The organism is Rhizobium sp. TBD182 (assembly GCF_001950375.1).
GTDB classification, from domain to species: Bacteria; Pseudomonadota; Alphaproteobacteria; order Rhizobiales; family Rhizobiaceae; genus Agrobacterium; species Agrobacterium tumefaciens.
In genome coordinates this window covers 3,043-20,170 of the sequence record NZ_BDLN01000003.1, presented here as the reverse complement: position 1 = coordinate 20,170, position 17,128 = coordinate 3,043, and the positions used below count along the sequence as shown (strand labels likewise).

Here is a 17,128-nt window from a genome sequence, read left to right as displayed (position 1 = left end):
TTAGGAGTGTTCCATGAACGACCAGTCGTCACTTTCTGATTTCGTTCAGGCAAGCCGCGTCCTCAAGGTCAAGTCGCCTTTGGGAGAGGATCAGCTTTTGCCGGAGCGTCTGACGGTCGAGGAAGGCGTATCGCAGCTCTTTGATATTCGCCTGACGGTGCGTGCCAAGAAGGAGGCGGTTAAGCCCGAGGAACTGATCGGGCGGCTGGTCGATGTTTCGCTCGAGATCAGCCAGGGCGAGGGTGAGGGCGGCGGTGTTCGCCGTCCCTTTAACGGCCTTGTAACAGAGCTCCATGAAGGTCCTCCGATCACGCGTGGATTGCGCTCTTACTCGATGACCATCCGGCCACAGATGTGGTTGCTTTCGCGGCGTTCCGATTGCCGCATCTGGATGGACAAGACGGCGGTCGATATCGTTGAGACGCTGTTTTCCGAACACGGAATTCCTGCTCCCGATACGTCAGGCATCATCTCGCCGCCGCCTGCACAGCACTACAGCGTGCAGTTTAACGAGACCGATCTGGATTATCTCACCCGCCGTTTCGAAGAGGATGGCCTGTTCTACTGGTTCAGCCACGAGGACGGTTCCCATAAGCTGCATGTTGCCGATAGCGCCAGCGGCTGGCTCGGGCCGTCTCCGGCTGCCCAGGGGGAGGGAACGGTGCGGCTGGCGCAGGGCTCGTCGGACCGCAACCACATCAATGACTGGGCACGGCGGTTCTCCTATGTCTCCGGCCAGCGGGCGGGCGCGGACTGGAATTTCGAGACGCCGGGCATGGTGCCTGGCACGATGACGCCGTCTCTGGTGCAAATGCCGGACGCGACGAAGCGCGAGCTCTACGAATATCCGGCCCGCATCAAGACGGTGGAAGAAGCGGAACGGGCGCAGAAACTGCGCACCCAGGCGATCGAGGCCGATCACGACCGGGTATTCGGATCGTCCACCTCACGCATTCTCGAACCCGGCCGTCGCTTTACGCCTTACGAGGTCGCCCATCCCGAACATGCCTATGAAGAGCATGTGATCATCAGGGCAAGCCACAGCATCGTTGATCTCTCCTATGAGACAAACAGCAACGAACCGGAATATCGCAATCACTTCGAGGCAATTCCGGCCCGCGTGCCGCTGACGCCCCATCGGTCAACAAAACGCCCGCGCATCGAAGGCACCCAGGTGGCGATCGTCGCTGGCCCGGAGGGTGAGGAAATCCACCCGGATCAGTATGGCCGCATCAAGCTGTGGTTCCCTTGGGATCGCAAGGCAAAGAAGGATGGTACGGATACGTGCTGGGTGCGGGTTGCGCAGAACTGGGCGGGCTCAACTTGGGGCGGCCAGATCATCCCGCGCATCGGCATGGAAGTGATGGTTGCATTTGTGGATGGCGATCCGGACCGGCCCCTGGTCACCGGCGTGGTGCCGAATGCGCGTCAGACAGTGCCTTATGAGCTGCCTGCCAACAAAACCAAGAGCACGTTCCGGACTAACACGCACAAAGGTTCGGGCTTCAACGAACTGACTTTCGAAGACGAGAATGGCCGCGAGGAAATTTACATTCACGCCCAGAAAGACCGCAACGAAAAAATCCGAAACAATCACAGCGAACGGATTGATAATAACTGGGTCCAGTCGGTTGGCCACAATAAGTCGATAGAGGTGCGCAACAACCACCACGAGGTTGTTGGTGGCAATATGATGGTTACAGTTGGGCCGAGCGGGATAGGAAGGGTCGTGAATTCGGTGCTGAATTCGCTTGTGAGCGGGATTGGCGACGTTGCAAAGAACCTCGGTTTTCCAGGGCTTCTCAATCCTGGCGAGGGCAATATGTCCGTCATCGTCGAGAAGAACAATACTGAGAGCGTGGGTGTGTTCAAAGCCGTCAACGTGGGGGCCGGAATGGCTACCAATGTCGGTATGTCCTACAGCGTCAACGCAGGAACACGTGTCAATCTCATGAGCAACGACACGATGTCGCTGTCTGCGCAAAACAGCGCGACCGTACATAGCGGGGGCGAATTGCACCTGACTTGCGGAAAGGCCAATGTTTTGATGCATGAGGATGGAACTGTCACGCTGAGCGGTACGAAGCTCTTTCTCGACTTTGAAGAGATCGAGATCAATGGCGAACAGCGTGTTGTCGTCAATGGCGGAAGGATAGATTTGAATTGAGAAGCAATATGACGAGAATCCTGGCCCCGGCATGTGTGATCCTTATGGCCTCCAGCTCTTTTTCCTTCGCAATTGAATGCGAAACCGATCCGGCCAAATTCGCCTTCACATCGGATACGCCATCCACCTTCAACATCGGAGAGAAGCAGGATGTTGACCGAGCCTATGCAGGGCTTGCGGCCGTTCTTGGGCCGTTAGACAGCTATACGAAAACGCGCATTTTCTATTCTAAAGGTTATGAGGACATCAGGGACTACGACTGTAGGGAAGAAAAGTGCCGAGCGATGGAGGTTCTCGAGGGGCTCCAGCAATGTGGCGCGGGCGGCATGGCCAAGAAGGACGCGTGTTATCCACTGGCGGTCGTTTACAAACAGAAGCTCTATTGCCTTCTTTATCCGGGACAGCAGAACTTCGATCCGTCGAAACCATTCGCACCCTATGTGCCATTCAAATACGGTCAGGCGGAGCAATGAGCGACAGCGCATTTCCCTATGGCAACGACCTGAAAACTCCCGACTCCTGGGCTGGATTGGCACATACCAAATCCCAGTCATGGCTGATTGGTTATGACAGTGGCGCATCTCTGATTCTTGGTGCGCACACCTTTCTGTTGTTCGGCCGGGAGAACTTGTGCGCCTGTGTCGCCTCGTTCTACGGGGCCGGCCTGTCAGCAGGTTACGGCATGTCCAATGCCGCCAAGCGCGTTGAACGCGGCGGCGGGCAGTCGATGAGGATCGGTCAGGGCGGCGGGGCTTCCGAACAACTCAAGACGATAGAGGATATGAAAACCGCAAAGGACATATCGGACATCCCGACAGCGGGAGACCAGTATGATTCCGCTGAAAAAATTTACCGTTTTCTTGCTGCGCAACAGAACGGAATGAGCGCTCTCAAACCGTTTTGTATCAACGATCTGGATTACACCATGGGGTGGGTCTCAGGGGCTTCTGTTGATGCGGCAATAGGGGTCGGGACATATTATCTTGCCGACGCCCGCAATCTTTTCAAAGGGGCGACGGCCCTCAATGTCAAGACCGAAGCCACCCTGGTTGGCGCGTCCCTGGGTTCCATGATGGGCTTTTGGCGAGTTAAAAAATGGTACTCGCTCTGGAACGAGTTGTCCCGGTCAAAACGCGAGGAATATCCATTCCAAGCCTACAACGTTCATCCATTTTTCCGTGAATGGAAGTCGGAAGAATATACCTATCAAAAGCAGCTTGATCGTATCGCGGAACAGGACCGTATCATCAACTCGATCACTAGGGACATGCAGGTCAATCCCGCTAAATACGGTTTCCCTGATTCCGGCTATGCACTGCAGAGGTCGGTAGAAATGACCGAGAAATTCTATTCGGGTGCGCGTTCCCCTGACAGTAACCCGTTCATGCCTTGGGTGCCTATGGACAAGCAACATATATTCTATGAGGGGAGGTGAGGCCGCATGTTATCAAAGCCAGTGAAATTTGACGACGGTTCTACGCCGGCGGGAATTTGGCTAGAGCTCCATTCCACCGAGCGCCAGTGGAAAAATACCTATGTACGCATGCTCAATGCGGGTGGCTCAAGCCGTGACATCGCGCTGAAAGCGATAAGAACCCAACATGAGCTGTTGGCGAATCTATCACAATTCTCCGCCGACAGATGGAGAATGCTGTGCGATGGCCAAGGCTGGACACCGCTGGGCTGCTCCGCTCTGTCCTGGTGTCAGGGGGATGTCACCTTTTCCGAGGTCGCAGGACGCGGCAAAAGCTTGCATTGGCAGATCGACCCTGAAATCGGCAGCGATTTTGCTGCGCTTATGCTCAATCCCGCTATTGTTCCTGTAGATCTGAGTGCGCTTCTGCGTACCGAGGATGACGATTTTGCCGTTGCTCTTGCCTTGGCCTCGAAGCCCGAATGGCTCCCTGGATCGTTTGTCCCGCCGCAAGGAGCACGGCTTGGGTTACTGACACGCGCCATGCTTCAGGCGCGCTGAAAAGGGGATACAGCCGATGCCCAAAGCTCATCGCCGTGCCGATATAGGTTCCTCCCATTCCTGCCATTTTCCACCCACACCGGCGACCGGGGGTAGTAATAATGTCTATGTGAATGGTCGGCCGCTGATGCGCGTCGGGGATGCCTATTTGCCGCATGGCTGCCCGTCCTGCCCGAAGCCCTCACATCCGCGGGCTCTGGCGGCTGGAGCATCCACCGTCTTCATCAACGGCAAGCGGGCCGGTCGAGTAGGCGATGCGATTGACTGTGGCGGCAATGCGCAAACCGGTTCGACCGACGTCTACATCGGCGACCGTGAGCCAAAGGGCGGCAGTGATGCCACCTCGTGCCAGGCAAGCATGGCCGCGCGGTCCGTTCCAACGGTTCGAGGATAAGATGCAGAGCCAGCTTAACGGCGGAGCGGAGGTGCCAGCGGTCGGTCAGGTTTATCTGAAACGCCTCTCCCGGATTGCGGACAGTTGCGACAGGCGAATCTATGCGGTGCTGGACGGAGCTCTCTTCGGTAACCTAACAGCGGATCTTTCGGCGGCTGGTTTGTGCCACAGGCCGCTCTATCGGTCGGCGGGTTCCAATTCGGCAATTGTGCTCGGCGGGCCGTGGCTCGTTTCACTTAGTCTCTCGCCGCCCGCCTCAAGTGCGCCGGATAGCTTGGTCGAGACCGCGGAGCCAAGCGACGAGGAACTGCAGGCGCTGGCAGCGAAACTGTCGAACGACATGGCGAAAGCAGTCGCCAATGGTGATGAAAGTGGCGGCGGCTTGATGCCCGCCGACGAGATCGATTTGCCTGGGCGGGTAAAGAGCAGAATAGAGGCCCTGCTCAAGCTTATCGCAGACAGGCCGGCTGTGGTATTCTGGGTCGGTGATCGCGCCCTTTCTGAGGAAACAATTTACAGGCATCTTCGTGGTATTAACCGTATCTTTCTGCCTCTTGAGCGAGACGCGCTCGCGGGATTGAGCGGTTCGGTTTCCGGAGAAGCCGGTGATATCTCCTTAGCAGCCGGCGATGCGCAAGAAGGGGCATCGTTCGCCCTTGATCTTGAAGGGGCGCGGGGTCGTAGCGAAATTGTTGTTTTCCGCCATGCCGACCCGAATGTCATGATGCAGGTGTTGCCGGCGCTTTCACCGGAACAGGTGGTGCGCCTTATGGGCCCGGCCGAAGAAATCTACTTCGCTCCGGCCGAGGCATGGGGTGGGAACATCAAGCGCGCTCATCGACCGGTTGATGTCGTCGCGCAGGGCGGCATGTTGCGCCTGACTCCTGAGAATATCGAGGTCATCAGTGCATCGCGAATGCTCGCCGCGCGTCGCCGCCGAGTGACGGCCTTTCAAAGGTCCGCGCCGCACTTGCTACAAGGCATGGACGAGCGCGAAGCGCTCATATTCATGGAACGATATGAAACACAGGCACGAATTTTCGGATTGAAAACCGAGCGCGGATTCTTTCAGTGGACCTACCTTATGAGCGCAAGCAACGGGCGCTTCATCGAAGCACCTGATATTCGCCAGAACCTCAGAGGCGGCAATCCTGACGCTCGGCTGGATGAAATGATGCGGCTGATGGCGAATGCGGCGAAAGAACGGGGGGGTGCATGACTGCCGTGGCTGCTGCTGGCGGGGAGGTTCTGCTTGGCCGTGCGGCTGCAGGCGTGGCAACGAGGCTCGGTGCCCGCGCCGCGCTCGGTTTTCTTGGGCCAGTTGGTGCAGCAATCGGCCTCGCCATGCTGGCCTATGAAGGTTACGAACTCTACAAAATGTACAATGAGAGCCATTCTGAACCCGCCGATGGCGAGGCGGGAAGCTGCACTGGGAACTGCGATTCGGCAAAGGCGGAAGAACAGAAGAAGCGGCAAGAGGAACTGGAGGATGAAGCGGGCGTCAGTCAACAGACAAAGGGTAAGACAAAACACGGCGAAAAGGATGGCGGTATGGCGGAAGCCGAACGCGACTTCGATTCCTTGAAACCGGGCAAGGAGAAAGGTATCGAAACACAATACGGGCCGGGCCGCACGGGGGAACTGGAAGACGGCAGCAAGGTTACCGTCCGTCCGGGAAGCTCTGACGGTCGTCCGACGTTGCAAATACGTAGGCCAAACGGTCGTCAGACCGAGATACGCTATAATGACGGACCTGGGGTTTAATTATGGACTTCATTGGAAAAGACTGCACGCTGGATCATCAGGCCATTCGAAACAGAAATTTCGCGGCGAGGATTTACCCCGAATTTCCAAGCGAGGAGGAAATCGCTCTCGTCGCCGCGCGTATCGGTAGTAACGAGATTGATTTCGCTGCTTACGAGTTCGGTCAGCCTCCGCGCCATTTTGCACCGCAACCGGTCGGGTTGGTGCTTGATGCACTGTTTGAAAATTCGCCTTATGGCCTTCTGATCCATTTTTCAGCTCATGATCTCTGGATCTGGGCGCCGGAGGATCACGAATACCTCGTTGTCTTTGGTGATACCAATCTGGTCAAGGCGATAGAACGAAGTGACATATTCTCATTCAGCTTTGCTGATTATCTGGGCAGTGGTGTTTTGTCGCAAGCGACGGTCACACATCTTCGCGGCGTAGCATCGAACTATACGATCGGGTAATGGCGGACGACCCCACTGAGGACTGATCACGGGTGTGCGGGAAGGGTCTGGGAATGTATTCGCTGGCCGGCACCTAGGTCGTCTACACGAAGAGCGGAACGAATGCGATCGCGAAGGTCAACGATTTGGACCTCGAGTTCAGCGTTTGAGCGCATCTTGCGGATTTGCGCAGCCAGAAGAGGCATTTGTATCCGCTTAACGTCGAGGTGGCTTTGAACAGCCCGCATGGCCACACGCAATCGCAGCGCTATACGCAGGCACGTCAAATTTAAACCTCGGCCTAAACCGAATGACTAAGATCGCCATTGCCTCCGACCGCTTGCCGAACAAAATCGCATTGTCTTGGCACCGGTGAGGTGCTGCAGGGGGCTTGCCGAAACAGTCTGGTCGACGAGCAATGCCAAGGGCAACCTAAGCCTGGCGTTTCAGTTAAAGCAAAGAGACTACCATCATAGCCCAAACAAAGACGAGCATCGCGATGCAGGCTGGGCGGAACAGATAAAATCGCTGCCAGTTCGTGAGGCGGAGGTCGTTGTAGTGCATGGATCTGTCAAGTTTGACGTGATCCATGTTGCTGTCGACAGAAAAATCACCACCATTCTTCTTGTAGAAATTATACTCCCGAACCTGCGCGATAATCTGCTGCACAGCCAGAAGGCCAACCGCGATAAGAGCCGCAGAAAAAATGACGATCTCAAGTATCAGCAAGCGTTTCTCCTGTGCGATCGGTTGAAACGGCGACGTATCCGGGTTTGGATCAAATCGTGGGAGACGAAGTGTCAAATCGCTTCAATGGATGCAGTTGTTGTTTAAAACTACGCAATGTCGATTTTTTCGTCCAGTATCTGATAATGGTGTTGCGCGGTATTTCGGAGAGGTGAGAGATGGAAGTCCGCAAGCTCGATGCGGACACAGGGATAAACTGTCATGTGACGTCCTACATGACGGCATCAGATAGTGCCGGAAGAAAGTTGCTCAGGTGGCTGTAGAGAAAGGCAAGCAGACTGTAGATCCTTCTCGGAAGGCACTTGCACCGAGGCTGTATGCGATCCTGGCACGGTCAGCGAGAACAGGTGTCATATTTCGGCGCGGCCCGAGCCGGCTGGTGCAGCTCATTCGCTGGGACTTGCGCACCGACACTTTTGAACATGGTCAATGGTTGAAGGGACGGGTCTACGAGAGACGCTGCGATCTTTCTCCGTCCGGAGAACTTCTGGTCTACTTCGCGGCCACAAATCGCCCGCCCTACGCGAGCTGGACGGCCATATCGAAGCCGCCATTCTTCACCGCACTGACGCTTTGGCCAAAAGGAGACGCGTGGGGAGGAGGCGGTGTTTTCGAGGACGAGAACAAACTGCTTCTCAACCATCCGTTTGACGATAACCGCGTCTCGTTCGCTCCAGGTTTTCGATTGAAGCGAGGCATGCAAGTGGACCCGTGCGGTATATTGTCGGGACGTGGAGAGGACGAGCCCATCAGCGGCTACATACTTGCGCGTGACGGTTGGCGTGTGATCGACGCCGGTGAGGGGCAAACCAATGGCCTGAAGGCCTCGACCTTTTACAGCTTCAACAAGCCGCGTGTCCTGCAAAAACCGGGTGCAAACGGCCGGAGCCTTCAGATGGTTCTTCATTCGATCGGTCGCAGTCAAAAGGCGTGGTACGGACTGGACTACCGCGTGTTTGACCGGGACGGAACATTGCTTGTCGACCTTCCGGAAACGGATTGGGCAGACTGGGATGGCGGCGATCTGGTGTTTGCACGCGGCGGGTGCCTCTATAGGCTGGCAAAAAGCGACTTCCGATCCGGTAATGTCATGCCTATTGAGTCTTCCTCGCGCCTGCATGACTTCAACGGCGCAGGTTTCACCGCCCTGGCACCTCCGCACGCCGCTCGTCACTACTGACGCACCCAGCCTCGGGGGGAGCTTTGATATCAGGCATTACTCATCCACTTGTATCTTCGGGTCGTAACCGCCTTACGATGCCACCGGAAACGTGGAGCTGTGTGTCGCCCACCCGGACCGCGTAGAGGCCGGCTAGCTCGACTTCGCCCGGTTCAATATCCTCAATGAGCAGCAGTCCTGTATCGGTCATCGCGTAAACATGCCGTGCGTCAACTGCGAATACACGGTTGAGGAAATGCAAAATGGCTGGATCGATTCCAGGAATCTTTTTGCGATAACTGCCTCCGAACAGCATCTCGCCGTTCGCATCAATCAGAAGCTGATCGTTGACACCACGCGCTGTGGCGGGATTGACCTTGCCGGGCCGGCTGATGGGCTTCCCGCGATAAAGCAGGGTATCGCCCATCCGTGCAAAGGAAAAGCCGAGCGATTCCACCGCTGCGGGATTGTCGATGCCGCGCTTGCGCACACCTTCAACGATCAGCCCTTTTGCGTCACGAGCATAGGCGCCGCCCAAAACCTCGAAGCTCGCCATGTCGATTTTGACGACAGCAAGCTCTGGTAAAGGTGCTGTACTGTCGATGTAATAGGCCTGCTGCTTGTCTTTGAACCATGGGCCGTCGAGCTTTTCGAAGCTAGCGGGATCGGCTTTCTCAATGGGCTCCATCCCGTAATGTTCGAGGCCGGGCAAGAAGTAGCGCAGGCCGTGCCGATCCTGCCCGAACACATCAACGATGTGTCGGAAGCTGTCGTGGTCGAAATGATCGAGTGAGACCCATTCGGCTTCCTGCGGACGCTGTGGCCTAACCAGAATCCGGCGTCCATCGCTGTAATAGAGACCGCCGATCGGTACTGGCTCATTCCCCACAGACGCGCTTACCGCACGGCGTGCCTTCTCCCGGTGCCACCAGCTGTCGGCAATCTCGGGATGGTTCTCGAAATAGCCGCTCCAAGACTCAAATTCTGCCGAGACTGATTGAGGTTGCCCTGCATAGTACGGCCGCTCGCTGTCATAAGCGCGATACTGACCTGCTTCTGATGCGCAGACAAAACTCTCTCGGTCCGCGTCGGGAATCAGGCTCTTCTCCCAATAGACATGCTTCCTGTCAGCGAAATATCTGCCTTCGTCGCCGATGGAATGGAAACTGGCCGCATCCGCGCCTTCAATCGCGACCCCGTAAGCATAGACTTTGCGACTGTCCTTTGCGTAGTGACTCTCTTCGATACGGATGCCCGGTTTCTGGCCGCTGCCGTAATAATAGCTGACGATCCCGAATGTACCCGGCTCCTCGGTGGGAAGGCGCAAGTTGGTAATGTAATAACCGGCGGCCTTGTCGACACCATAACGTTGATTCAGAACGGTGAAGCTGTCTGGATCGGCGCCGCGCGCTGAGAACCAGAAAAGCTTCGTTGGTGTCTCGCCCTGGCCGTAGACATGTCTATCGTCGCAAAACCAGCGGTCACCAAGCTGTCGAAAGGTGAAGGGGTCTACCCCGGACAACGGGACGCCCTTGCGGTCGCGGATTGGTGCGCCGTCCACATAGACCTGATGGCCATTGTGGATATAGCGGATGGTCGGGAATCGTCTTTCTCCGATGTAATGCGCGACCCAGTCGACATTGGCGAAGGGGCCGATACGAGGATTAGCTTCGACTGCCCGCCGCAAAGCCGCAAGCTCTGTGCGCATGCTGAAGGGTTCTGTTACCGATAGGCCGATGCCGTCATTCCCCGTCAGACGCTGGAAAAGCGCCCGATCCTGCTCGGGTTCGGGAAGTCCGTCCCGCCTGAACGCGGCCGCAACCCAATTTGTATTGGCGTAATGAAGTTGGCTGTAGCGCTCTTGGAACCGTTGCCAGCGCGCGGGATCTATGTTGAGACGCTCGAATATCTGTGACGCAGCATATCCGGCCTCGGCAAAAAGAGTGGCCGCATACCAATGGGCATAGGGTAGTGGGAAAAGTTCAGTCAGCTTAGTTCCGCCCAAGTCCGCTCCGATCTGTGGTGTCAATGCCAGCCGTGGTTCCAAGCCAGTTTACCTGTCTATCTTGCGCCATTTTTTGCGGCTCAAAATACCAGAAGGAAACAGGCTTTTTTTACTTTAAGAAAATACCCTAGTTTGATGTTTTTTCTACATTTTGTGCGCTTTGGTTCTTTATCTGCGCCGGACCTTATTGCTGCGTTGTTACCATGGCTTGTCGCACGATATCGTAGACAGTAAGAGCTGGAAGACGGGAAAAGAAGTTGCTGTTATCGGCGGCGGAGGGCCACGCTGACCAAAGGGTGAGTACATGCAGGCGCCCATTCCGCCATATGACGGTCGCATCTATATCGCCGCTGTCCTGACCTTTTTTGTCTGTCACTGAAAACCGGAAGGTGCGTGCGGGGATTCCCTGTTTTGCAAGCAGACTGTCTTCCTCACTCGATATCAGTGCGGGTGGCCGGGCATCAGGTGTCTGCCTGACAAAGTAATCCCTCACGATCGTGGCTCCGGCCATTTCCAGGTCCGGTTTTTCCTTCATGTCCTGAACGAGCAGCCATATCAGGCCAACATCTCTTCCGCCCTTGCGCCTGATCATGTGCAACTCGGCCGGCAAAGCGCCATGAAAATCGTTGATCGGTATTTCCCACTGGTCCGGGATGCGGAGTGCGATCCGCTCGTTGGCTATCCGAACAGGAACCGATTGCAGCTCCTCCCCAAAGCTTGATTCTTCTCCATTTTCCCATGAGAGGCTGTCAATGAACGCAACGGCATACTTGTCAGCCCGAACTACCAGATCATAAGCCGCGTCAGCATCCGCCGCGTTGCTGACATCTGCAACGAAATTTATGCCCAGCGCCTGCTTCCCGCGAGAGAAGCAATAGCTGATAAGGGCGCTATGTGGTTCGCCGCTCTGATCCTTGGTGCCCAGAAGCATAGCTTCTGTCAGGTCCGATGCAACTTTTGAGACGCGCGTTGTGTATCCAGCAGTGTCTGCCTGGTAAGTGCAGATCCGGAACGCTGCCGATGGCGCCTGCAGATTGTACCCGATAAAGGTCGTCTCGATTTTCGGACTGGACGAATCTGAAGTTATTTTTCCGATGACTTTCACATTACCGATTGTGCCAGGCTCCGTCGGACTCATTGGTACGGTTTCGACCGTAGCATTTGGGGAAAGCGTCCCTTCAAGATTGAGGGCTGGCGCTGAGAAATCGAATTTTCTCATCACCGGTACGGCATTTTGAACGGCACTATCGTTATCCTGTGCAAAACCGGTTCCGGCGAACATCGTAACGGCGACCGAAGTTGCGACAAGCACACATGCAAAAGACCGGCATTTCTCTCCGTGTACCATCCGCTCCCCGGTCAACATCAAAAATTATAATTGTGCCTAACCGTGCAATGAAAAGTACAGCGACACAACCTCTGAGTTTAGACTGGTGAAGACTCTCATGGAAACGGCATTGGAAAAAGCGCCAGACGGCCGAAATCGTGACAGCTCTCAAAAATCTCCGAGAACAGATGTCAAGGGAATGTGATGTTCGTGTGCGCGAACATGGCGGCTATGGCGTTGTCGTTGAACCGGCCCTGGCGTCTCCAAACTACGTGAAGGTGCAGTAAAGAATGTTTGGCGACAAGCTAAGAGATTGCGCAAGAACGCTCATGACTTCGTCGTTAACGTCGTCACCTGAAATAGTGACATCAATGGTGATGGTCCTATCCAGTGAATTGACGCGCGGTGCGAGTGATGTGACTGCTAGTTGATGGTCACGCGTTTGGCTCATCAAACTCGACCGGACCTCGGTTTCGCTTTCCGTGGTCGTGCGGACCTCAACCCTACGACGTTGTGACTCGACTGGGTGTTGTGGAACAAAGCGCTCGATGAGCCGAACAACTCTGGGGGAGGTTATGTTGATCAGCAAGATCAGAAGCGTTGCCTCAGCAGCCTCGAAAATTTCTCCATAACCCGCAAGGACGCCGATCGCTCCCGTAGCCCATATTGTCGCCGACGTGCTCAACCCGCGAATGTTGAGGCCGGTGCGCATGATCAGTCCTGCGCCAAGGAAGCCTATCCCCGTCACCACCTGGCCGCCCATGCGGATATCCTCGTTAACTTCGAGGATGGCGGGCAGGGCGCAGGCCGCTGGGCTACTTGGGCTTCGTGTGACCCAATTTCGTGGGGGCCCTCTGTAGGCAGGCTGGAGTGTACCCCGTTTCGCCGGACAGCTCGGCTTGTTTGATTCAGTCCTGATGAACTGCTGAGGGAAGCCGTCTCGAGCGCTGAACGGTGATAGGTGCATCGGGACGCCTAGGAAATCTGGAAGCGTGGCGCACTTTTGGGGTGACCGATTAAAGGACGCCAATGTTGTCGTCGGCACGCACTATCGGCTCAATCCAAGCCCCTTAGACCGGTTAAGCTGCCGTTTCAGCGCATGGTCATGGTTGAGCTCGGCATGGCGTGTACGATGCACCATGCGGGCGATCGTGTTGATCTGCTCGGCCTGCTTTGTGAGCTCCGGCCGTGCCTCGAGTTCTTCGGCGAACCTTCGGGGATCGGAACTACCAAACCGCCGCGTGAGCGCTTCGGCTACCAGCGTGGCCTCATCGAGCGCGGCTCGGCCCTCAGCTGACGATCGCAGCTCTGCGATAATTTTGTCCCGCTTCTCGACCGGCGTCTTTTCCACCTTGGCAATCATCTCGGCGCTGGGCGGCGTGAGGTTAGGTACCTCGATCACATCACGCTGTTCGCGCTGCCATTGCTCGCTCGCGCGCTCTTCGCCAAGCCGCCGCTCCCATGCCTCGGAGACATAGCCGATATGGGCAGAGAGAGACCTGGCATATTGCAGCGCCTCTTTCCGCTCCTTGTTATTTCCGAACAGACCCGACTTGCCGCGTAGCTCCCCGAACCGCTCGGGCTGCTCGGCCATGGCCTTTGCCATGATTTTTCCATTGCCTTCCTTCTCGGTCATCGCGGTGCGCAGTCTCGCCGTGACCTCGACCGGATCACGGAACACGTGCCGCGCGAGAGATTCCACCGTATCGAATCTCTGCTCGATGACGGACATCGCCCTTTCGCGGGCCACCTCTTCGATGCTGCGGTCGTGACGCGTGACCGCTGGCACTAGTGGAGCTGACTTACCTGTTTCGATCAGCGATTGTTGGACTACAGTTTCTGTGGGGGCAGGGACGGTGCCGTCTTGCGACATGAGCTCGGACCACCGGATGCGGCGATAGCCTTTGTTGTTCTCAGCCCTGGGCTGATCTTCGCGGTGAACAGGGCCGGCCAGATCGCCGGCACGTTCCTCGTAAACCTGCTGACGTTCTGATGGCCGGCCCTGCTGCTCCCGTTGCAGATGGGCCGCACGGGACAAGACCTCTTGACGCCCATCTTTGGCGGAAGCAAGTTCAATCTCGCTTCTCACCCCAAACTCTTGCCCGATCCGTTGGTCGCTTAAGATCCATGGGTCGCTTGCGATCCCCGGGTCGCTTGCGATCCCGCGCCGCTCGGCAAAGTCGCTGATGTAATCCAGGGTGGTTTCCTTCGCGCCGGAACGCGACAGGCGGTTTGTCAGCTGCTCGTACGCCAACGCGTCACCCTTGACGACACGCCACGCATTGCGCTCGGCCTGGGTGCCATCCGGAAGCGTGACAGGCGTGGCGCCTTCATGCTGCAGGGAAATCCTGTCCCCGATCTTTGGCGATGCATCTCGCATGGCCCGCTTGAGATCGACGCCCCACACCGTGCGCTGATCGCCCTTGTCATTCTCCAGGGTCACAAAATAGTTTTCTCGCGCCTGGCGATTATGCCCGTAGGGCGCGATGCCGTGATCAACCAGTCGGCCCGCATTGGTGAACTCCTTGATGTCGGCATAGAGCTGCACGCCGTCGCGATGCCTTGTCATGGCAACATAGGTCAGATGCCGGTCCATGGTGCTGGACGCCAGCACAAAAGCGCGATCGACCGTCGCTCCCTGGTTTTTATGGATCGTCGTCGCATAGCCGTGGTCGATCGCCTGATAGCTGTCTGTCGGAATGCTGACACTGTCGCCACCTCGACCATCGAGCCGGGCGATGATCTTGCCCGGATCCACATGCTCGATTGTGCCAAGCATGCCGTTTTTGAGACCGAGGTCGCGGTTGTTTTCAAGGAAGATGATCCGGTCACCGGCGGCGAAGGCGCGTTTGCCGTTATTGGTCTGGAAGGTGAGTTCGCGACCGGCCTCACCATCCCCACGGTCAACACCGTCGCTCAACTCTTGGCCGGGTTCGAGCATTTGTCTGTTTTGAAGTTCAGAACGAATGGCGGCATTGAGGGCGCGCACATCAGCGCGGCGATGCGCCATGGCAACCCGGGTGCCATCGGCACGCTTCTCACTGTCGGCAAGATAATCACGCACGATCTGCGCCATCGCCGCGTCGCGGCTTTCCGCAAAGTGGATGTCGCCGTGATCCCGGTAGGCGGCGAGGCCCTCGGCCGTCTTGTGGGTCGCAAAGGCAACCGATGCTTGCCTCTGCCAATCATGGCGCTGGCGGCGAATATTTGAAAGTTCGACATGGCCGATCTGCTCGGCAATCGCCCTGAAGGGTGCGCCGGCCCCGATCGCCTGGAGCTGCTCATGGTCGCCGACGAGAACGATCTTTGCGCCGCGCTCTTCCGCTTCTCCGATAAAGCGGGCAAGCTGCCGGCTCCCGACCATGCCGGCCTCGTCAATGACGAACACGTCACCGCGACCGATCATACCCCGGCCATGGTCCCAACTGTAAGACCATGACGCAAGCGTGCGGCTCTCTATGCCGGAACTTTCCTCAAGACCCTCGGCTGCCTTTCCGGCAAGTGCCGCACCATGGACCTGATAGCCTTGCGCCTCCCACGCCTCGCTAGCGGCTGCCAGCATGGTGGACTTTCCAGCACCGGCAAACCCGACCACAGCGGCGATGCGTTCTGGACCTGTAATATGCGCGATCGCCTGACGCTGTTCGTCCGACAATCCCGCTGACGGATCGCGCGCAGCCGACGGTCCGCTGGAGCTTTTGCGAATGGCGTTATCCTGCCTCTCCATGGCTCGATCGACATGGTGAGGATCGACGCCATGGGACTGCGCCTGATGCAACCGGTTCGCCGATCGCGCCATGCCAAGTTCCAGGTCGATCATGTCCTGCGTCGAATAGCGCGCATTGGACACTTCGCCTGTCTCGGCATCGATGCGCTCAGGCTGAAGTTCCACGAGCGCTGGTGATGCCATGACAGCCGCAAAGGCGTTCTGGAATGTTTGGGCGTCATCATTGATGTAGCGATGCAAGGTTTTGGCAATATCGTGGCGATCGAACACGCTCTTCTCATGGCTGATCAGCGTCAAAACCTGTTCCGGTTTTTGGCGGATCAGTTCGGCATTTTGCCGTGCTGCCTCGTCATCCAGTCGCCCGCGCTCGACGGCCATTCCTTGTTGCTGCATCTGCGACGCGTGCACGCCCATATGCCCGGTCGGCGACAACTCAAGACCGCGCTCAATATGCGAGCGATGATCGATGCGAACATCCAGACCTTCGCGTTGAAGCTGACGGTTGGCGATGCCTTCCCATGATTGCCGGATATCGCGAAGCTGCATGTCGGTCGTCGCCATGCCATTTGCCAACAGCCGTGCGTTCTTGTGCTCGAGAACAGTTTTATCGCCAAGGCCGGCTTTGCCAACCTGTCGCGTCGTCATCAGCACATGCGCATGGTAGTTCCTGATATCACCATGCTCACTCCGCGAATGGATTGCAAAATCCACGGCCGCGCCATAGCGGTTTGCCAGATCCTGGGCAAAGGCTTGTGCAGCCTTCAGTCGCCCCTCTGTCGAAAGCTCATGCGGAAGCGCGATTTCGAATTCGCGGGCGACGCGGGCATCTTTTCGCTTTTCTGCAAACTCGGCAGCATTCCACAATTTCGAGCGATCCAAAGCCCAGTCGGCAGACACGCCTTGCGGCAGCATGATCTCACTATGCTCGACACCCTCTTTGCGGGTGAAGTCATGCACAAGGCCATCGCGTTGATTGACGAGAAGAACAGCACAACGGTAGGCGGCGGATGCGACAGCGCTGCGGCCGGATGACCGCGAGACAGGTTTGGTGCTGAGATGATAAATCGCCAAACGAAATCTCCGATACGCAAACGGGGAGACCAAACGCTCAAACGCGCCGCAAGTCGTAAGTGCGCCCTTGTCTGTTTACCGGTGGCGAGGCTAGCAACAACGAACGGGCATTTCGACTACTAAAAGTAGTAGTCGCCAAGTGGCAATTGCTCGTGTTTGAATAGGGACACAATCGCGTCAATCAGGGGAGGGCGATAGGTGCAGGCTGATCGCACGACGGATCAGGGAGAAGGGAGGAGTGGAGGAAGACATTGCAGGCGCGGCTCGACATAGAGGAGCGCGCGCAGGCAACCCGCCGGAAGAATTTGCGTGCAGGAGACAGGCATTTGATTGGCGGCTGCCAAAAATCGGAGTTTCAAAG

Annotated in this window: 14 protein-coding genes; 9 read left to right on the top strand and 5 right to left on the bottom strand. The window is 56.8% G+C overall.

Features of this window, described 5'->3' with window-relative positions:
* Positions 1-13 precede the first annotated feature (13 nt).
* Genes tssI through T18_RS12385 form a run of 8 tightly spaced genes read left to right on the top strand, consistent with a single transcriptional unit; the run spans position 14 to position 6,752 of the window.
* On the top strand, positions 14-2,167 hold the full coding sequence (tssI, locus tag T18_RS12415) for a type VI secretion system tip protein TssI/VgrG (RefSeq protein WP_013760984.1): 2,154 nt from the start codon (positions 14-16) through the stop codon (positions 2,165-2,167).
* 8 nt (positions 2,168-2,175) lie between these two features.
* Complete coding sequence (locus T18_RS27655; RefSeq protein ID WP_233284973.1) at positions 2,176-2,640, top strand: hypothetical protein; 465 nt, start codon at positions 2,176-2,178, stop codon at positions 2,638-2,640.
* A complete protein-coding gene (locus T18_RS12410; RefSeq protein WP_173615057.1) occupies positions 2,637-3,602 on the top strand; it encodes a hypothetical protein in 966 nt (321 codons plus the stop codon). The genes T18_RS27655 and T18_RS12410 overlap by 4 nt, the downstream gene beginning before the upstream one ends.
* Before the next feature lie 6 nt (positions 3,603-3,608).
* Positions 3,609-4,142, top strand: a complete 534-nt coding sequence (locus T18_RS12405; protein ID WP_038495600.1) for a hypothetical protein — start codon at positions 3,609-3,611, stop codon at positions 4,140-4,142.
* 16 nt (positions 4,143-4,158) lie between these two features.
* Positions 4,159-4,536, top strand: coding sequence for a PAAR domain-containing protein (locus T18_RS12400; protein WP_013760980.1), 378 nt, complete (start codon positions 4,159-4,161; stop codon positions 4,534-4,536).
* Position 4,537: 1 nt separating this feature from the next.
* Positions 4,538-5,755: a hypothetical protein gene (locus T18_RS12395; RefSeq protein ID WP_038495603.1), complete on the top strand. Its 1,218-nt coding sequence runs from the start codon at positions 4,538-4,540 to the stop codon at positions 5,753-5,755.
* Entirely contained in the window at positions 5,752-6,300 is a 549-nt protein-coding gene (locus tag T18_RS12390) for a hypothetical protein (protein WP_013760978.1), read from the top strand. Before T18_RS12395 ends, T18_RS12390 begins: the two co-directional genes overlap by 4 nt.
* Positions 6,301-6,302: 2 nt before the next feature.
* Positions 6,303-6,752 carry a hypothetical protein gene (locus tag T18_RS12385; RefSeq protein WP_013760977.1) on the top strand — a complete coding sequence of 150 codons (450 nt, stop codon included), beginning with the start codon at positions 6,303-6,305 and terminating at the stop codon, positions 6,750-6,752.
* Positions 6,753-7,181: 429 nt separating this feature from the next.
* Here T18_RS12385 and T18_RS12380 read toward each other — a convergent pair whose 3' ends face one another.
* Complete coding sequence (locus T18_RS12380; protein ID WP_013760976.1) at positions 7,182-7,460, bottom strand: hypothetical protein; 279 nt, start codon at positions 7,458-7,460, stop codon at positions 7,182-7,184.
* A gap of 397 nt (positions 7,461-7,857) precedes the next feature.
* On the opposite strand from T18_RS12380, the gene T18_RS12375 reads away from it, so the two are divergent.
* Positions 7,858-8,658, top strand: coding sequence for a hypothetical protein (locus T18_RS12375; protein ID WP_233284974.1), 801 nt, complete (start codon positions 7,858-7,860; stop codon positions 8,656-8,658).
* A gap of 40 nt (positions 8,659-8,698) precedes the next feature.
* Here the strand turns inward: T18_RS12375 and T18_RS12370 are convergent, their stop codons facing one another.
* From T18_RS12370 to traA, 4 genes are all read right to left on the bottom strand, one after another.
* A complete protein-coding gene (locus tag T18_RS12370) occupies positions 8,699-10,684 on the bottom strand; it encodes a DKNYY domain-containing protein (RefSeq protein ID WP_046205630.1) in 1,986 nt (661 codons plus the stop codon).
* Positions 10,685-10,826: 142 nt separating this feature from the next.
* Positions 10,827-11,924: a hypothetical protein gene (locus T18_RS12365; protein ID WP_233284975.1), complete on the bottom strand. Its 1,098-nt coding sequence runs from the start codon at positions 11,922-11,924 to the stop codon at positions 10,827-10,829.
* Positions 11,925-12,237: 313 nt separating this feature from the next.
* Positions 12,238-12,768 (bottom strand): MgtC/SapB family protein, encoded by a 531-nt coding sequence (locus tag T18_RS12360; protein WP_111788556.1) that lies wholly within the window; start codon positions 12,766-12,768, stop codon positions 12,238-12,240.
* Positions 12,769-13,017: 249 nt separating this feature from the next.
* Positions 13,018-16,767 carry a Ti-type conjugative transfer relaxase TraA gene (gene traA / locus T18_RS12355; RefSeq protein WP_038495613.1) on the bottom strand — a complete coding sequence of 1,250 codons (3,750 nt, stop codon included), beginning with the start codon at positions 16,765-16,767 and terminating at the stop codon, positions 13,018-13,020.
* Between the last annotated feature and the right edge of the window lie 361 nt (positions 16,768-17,128).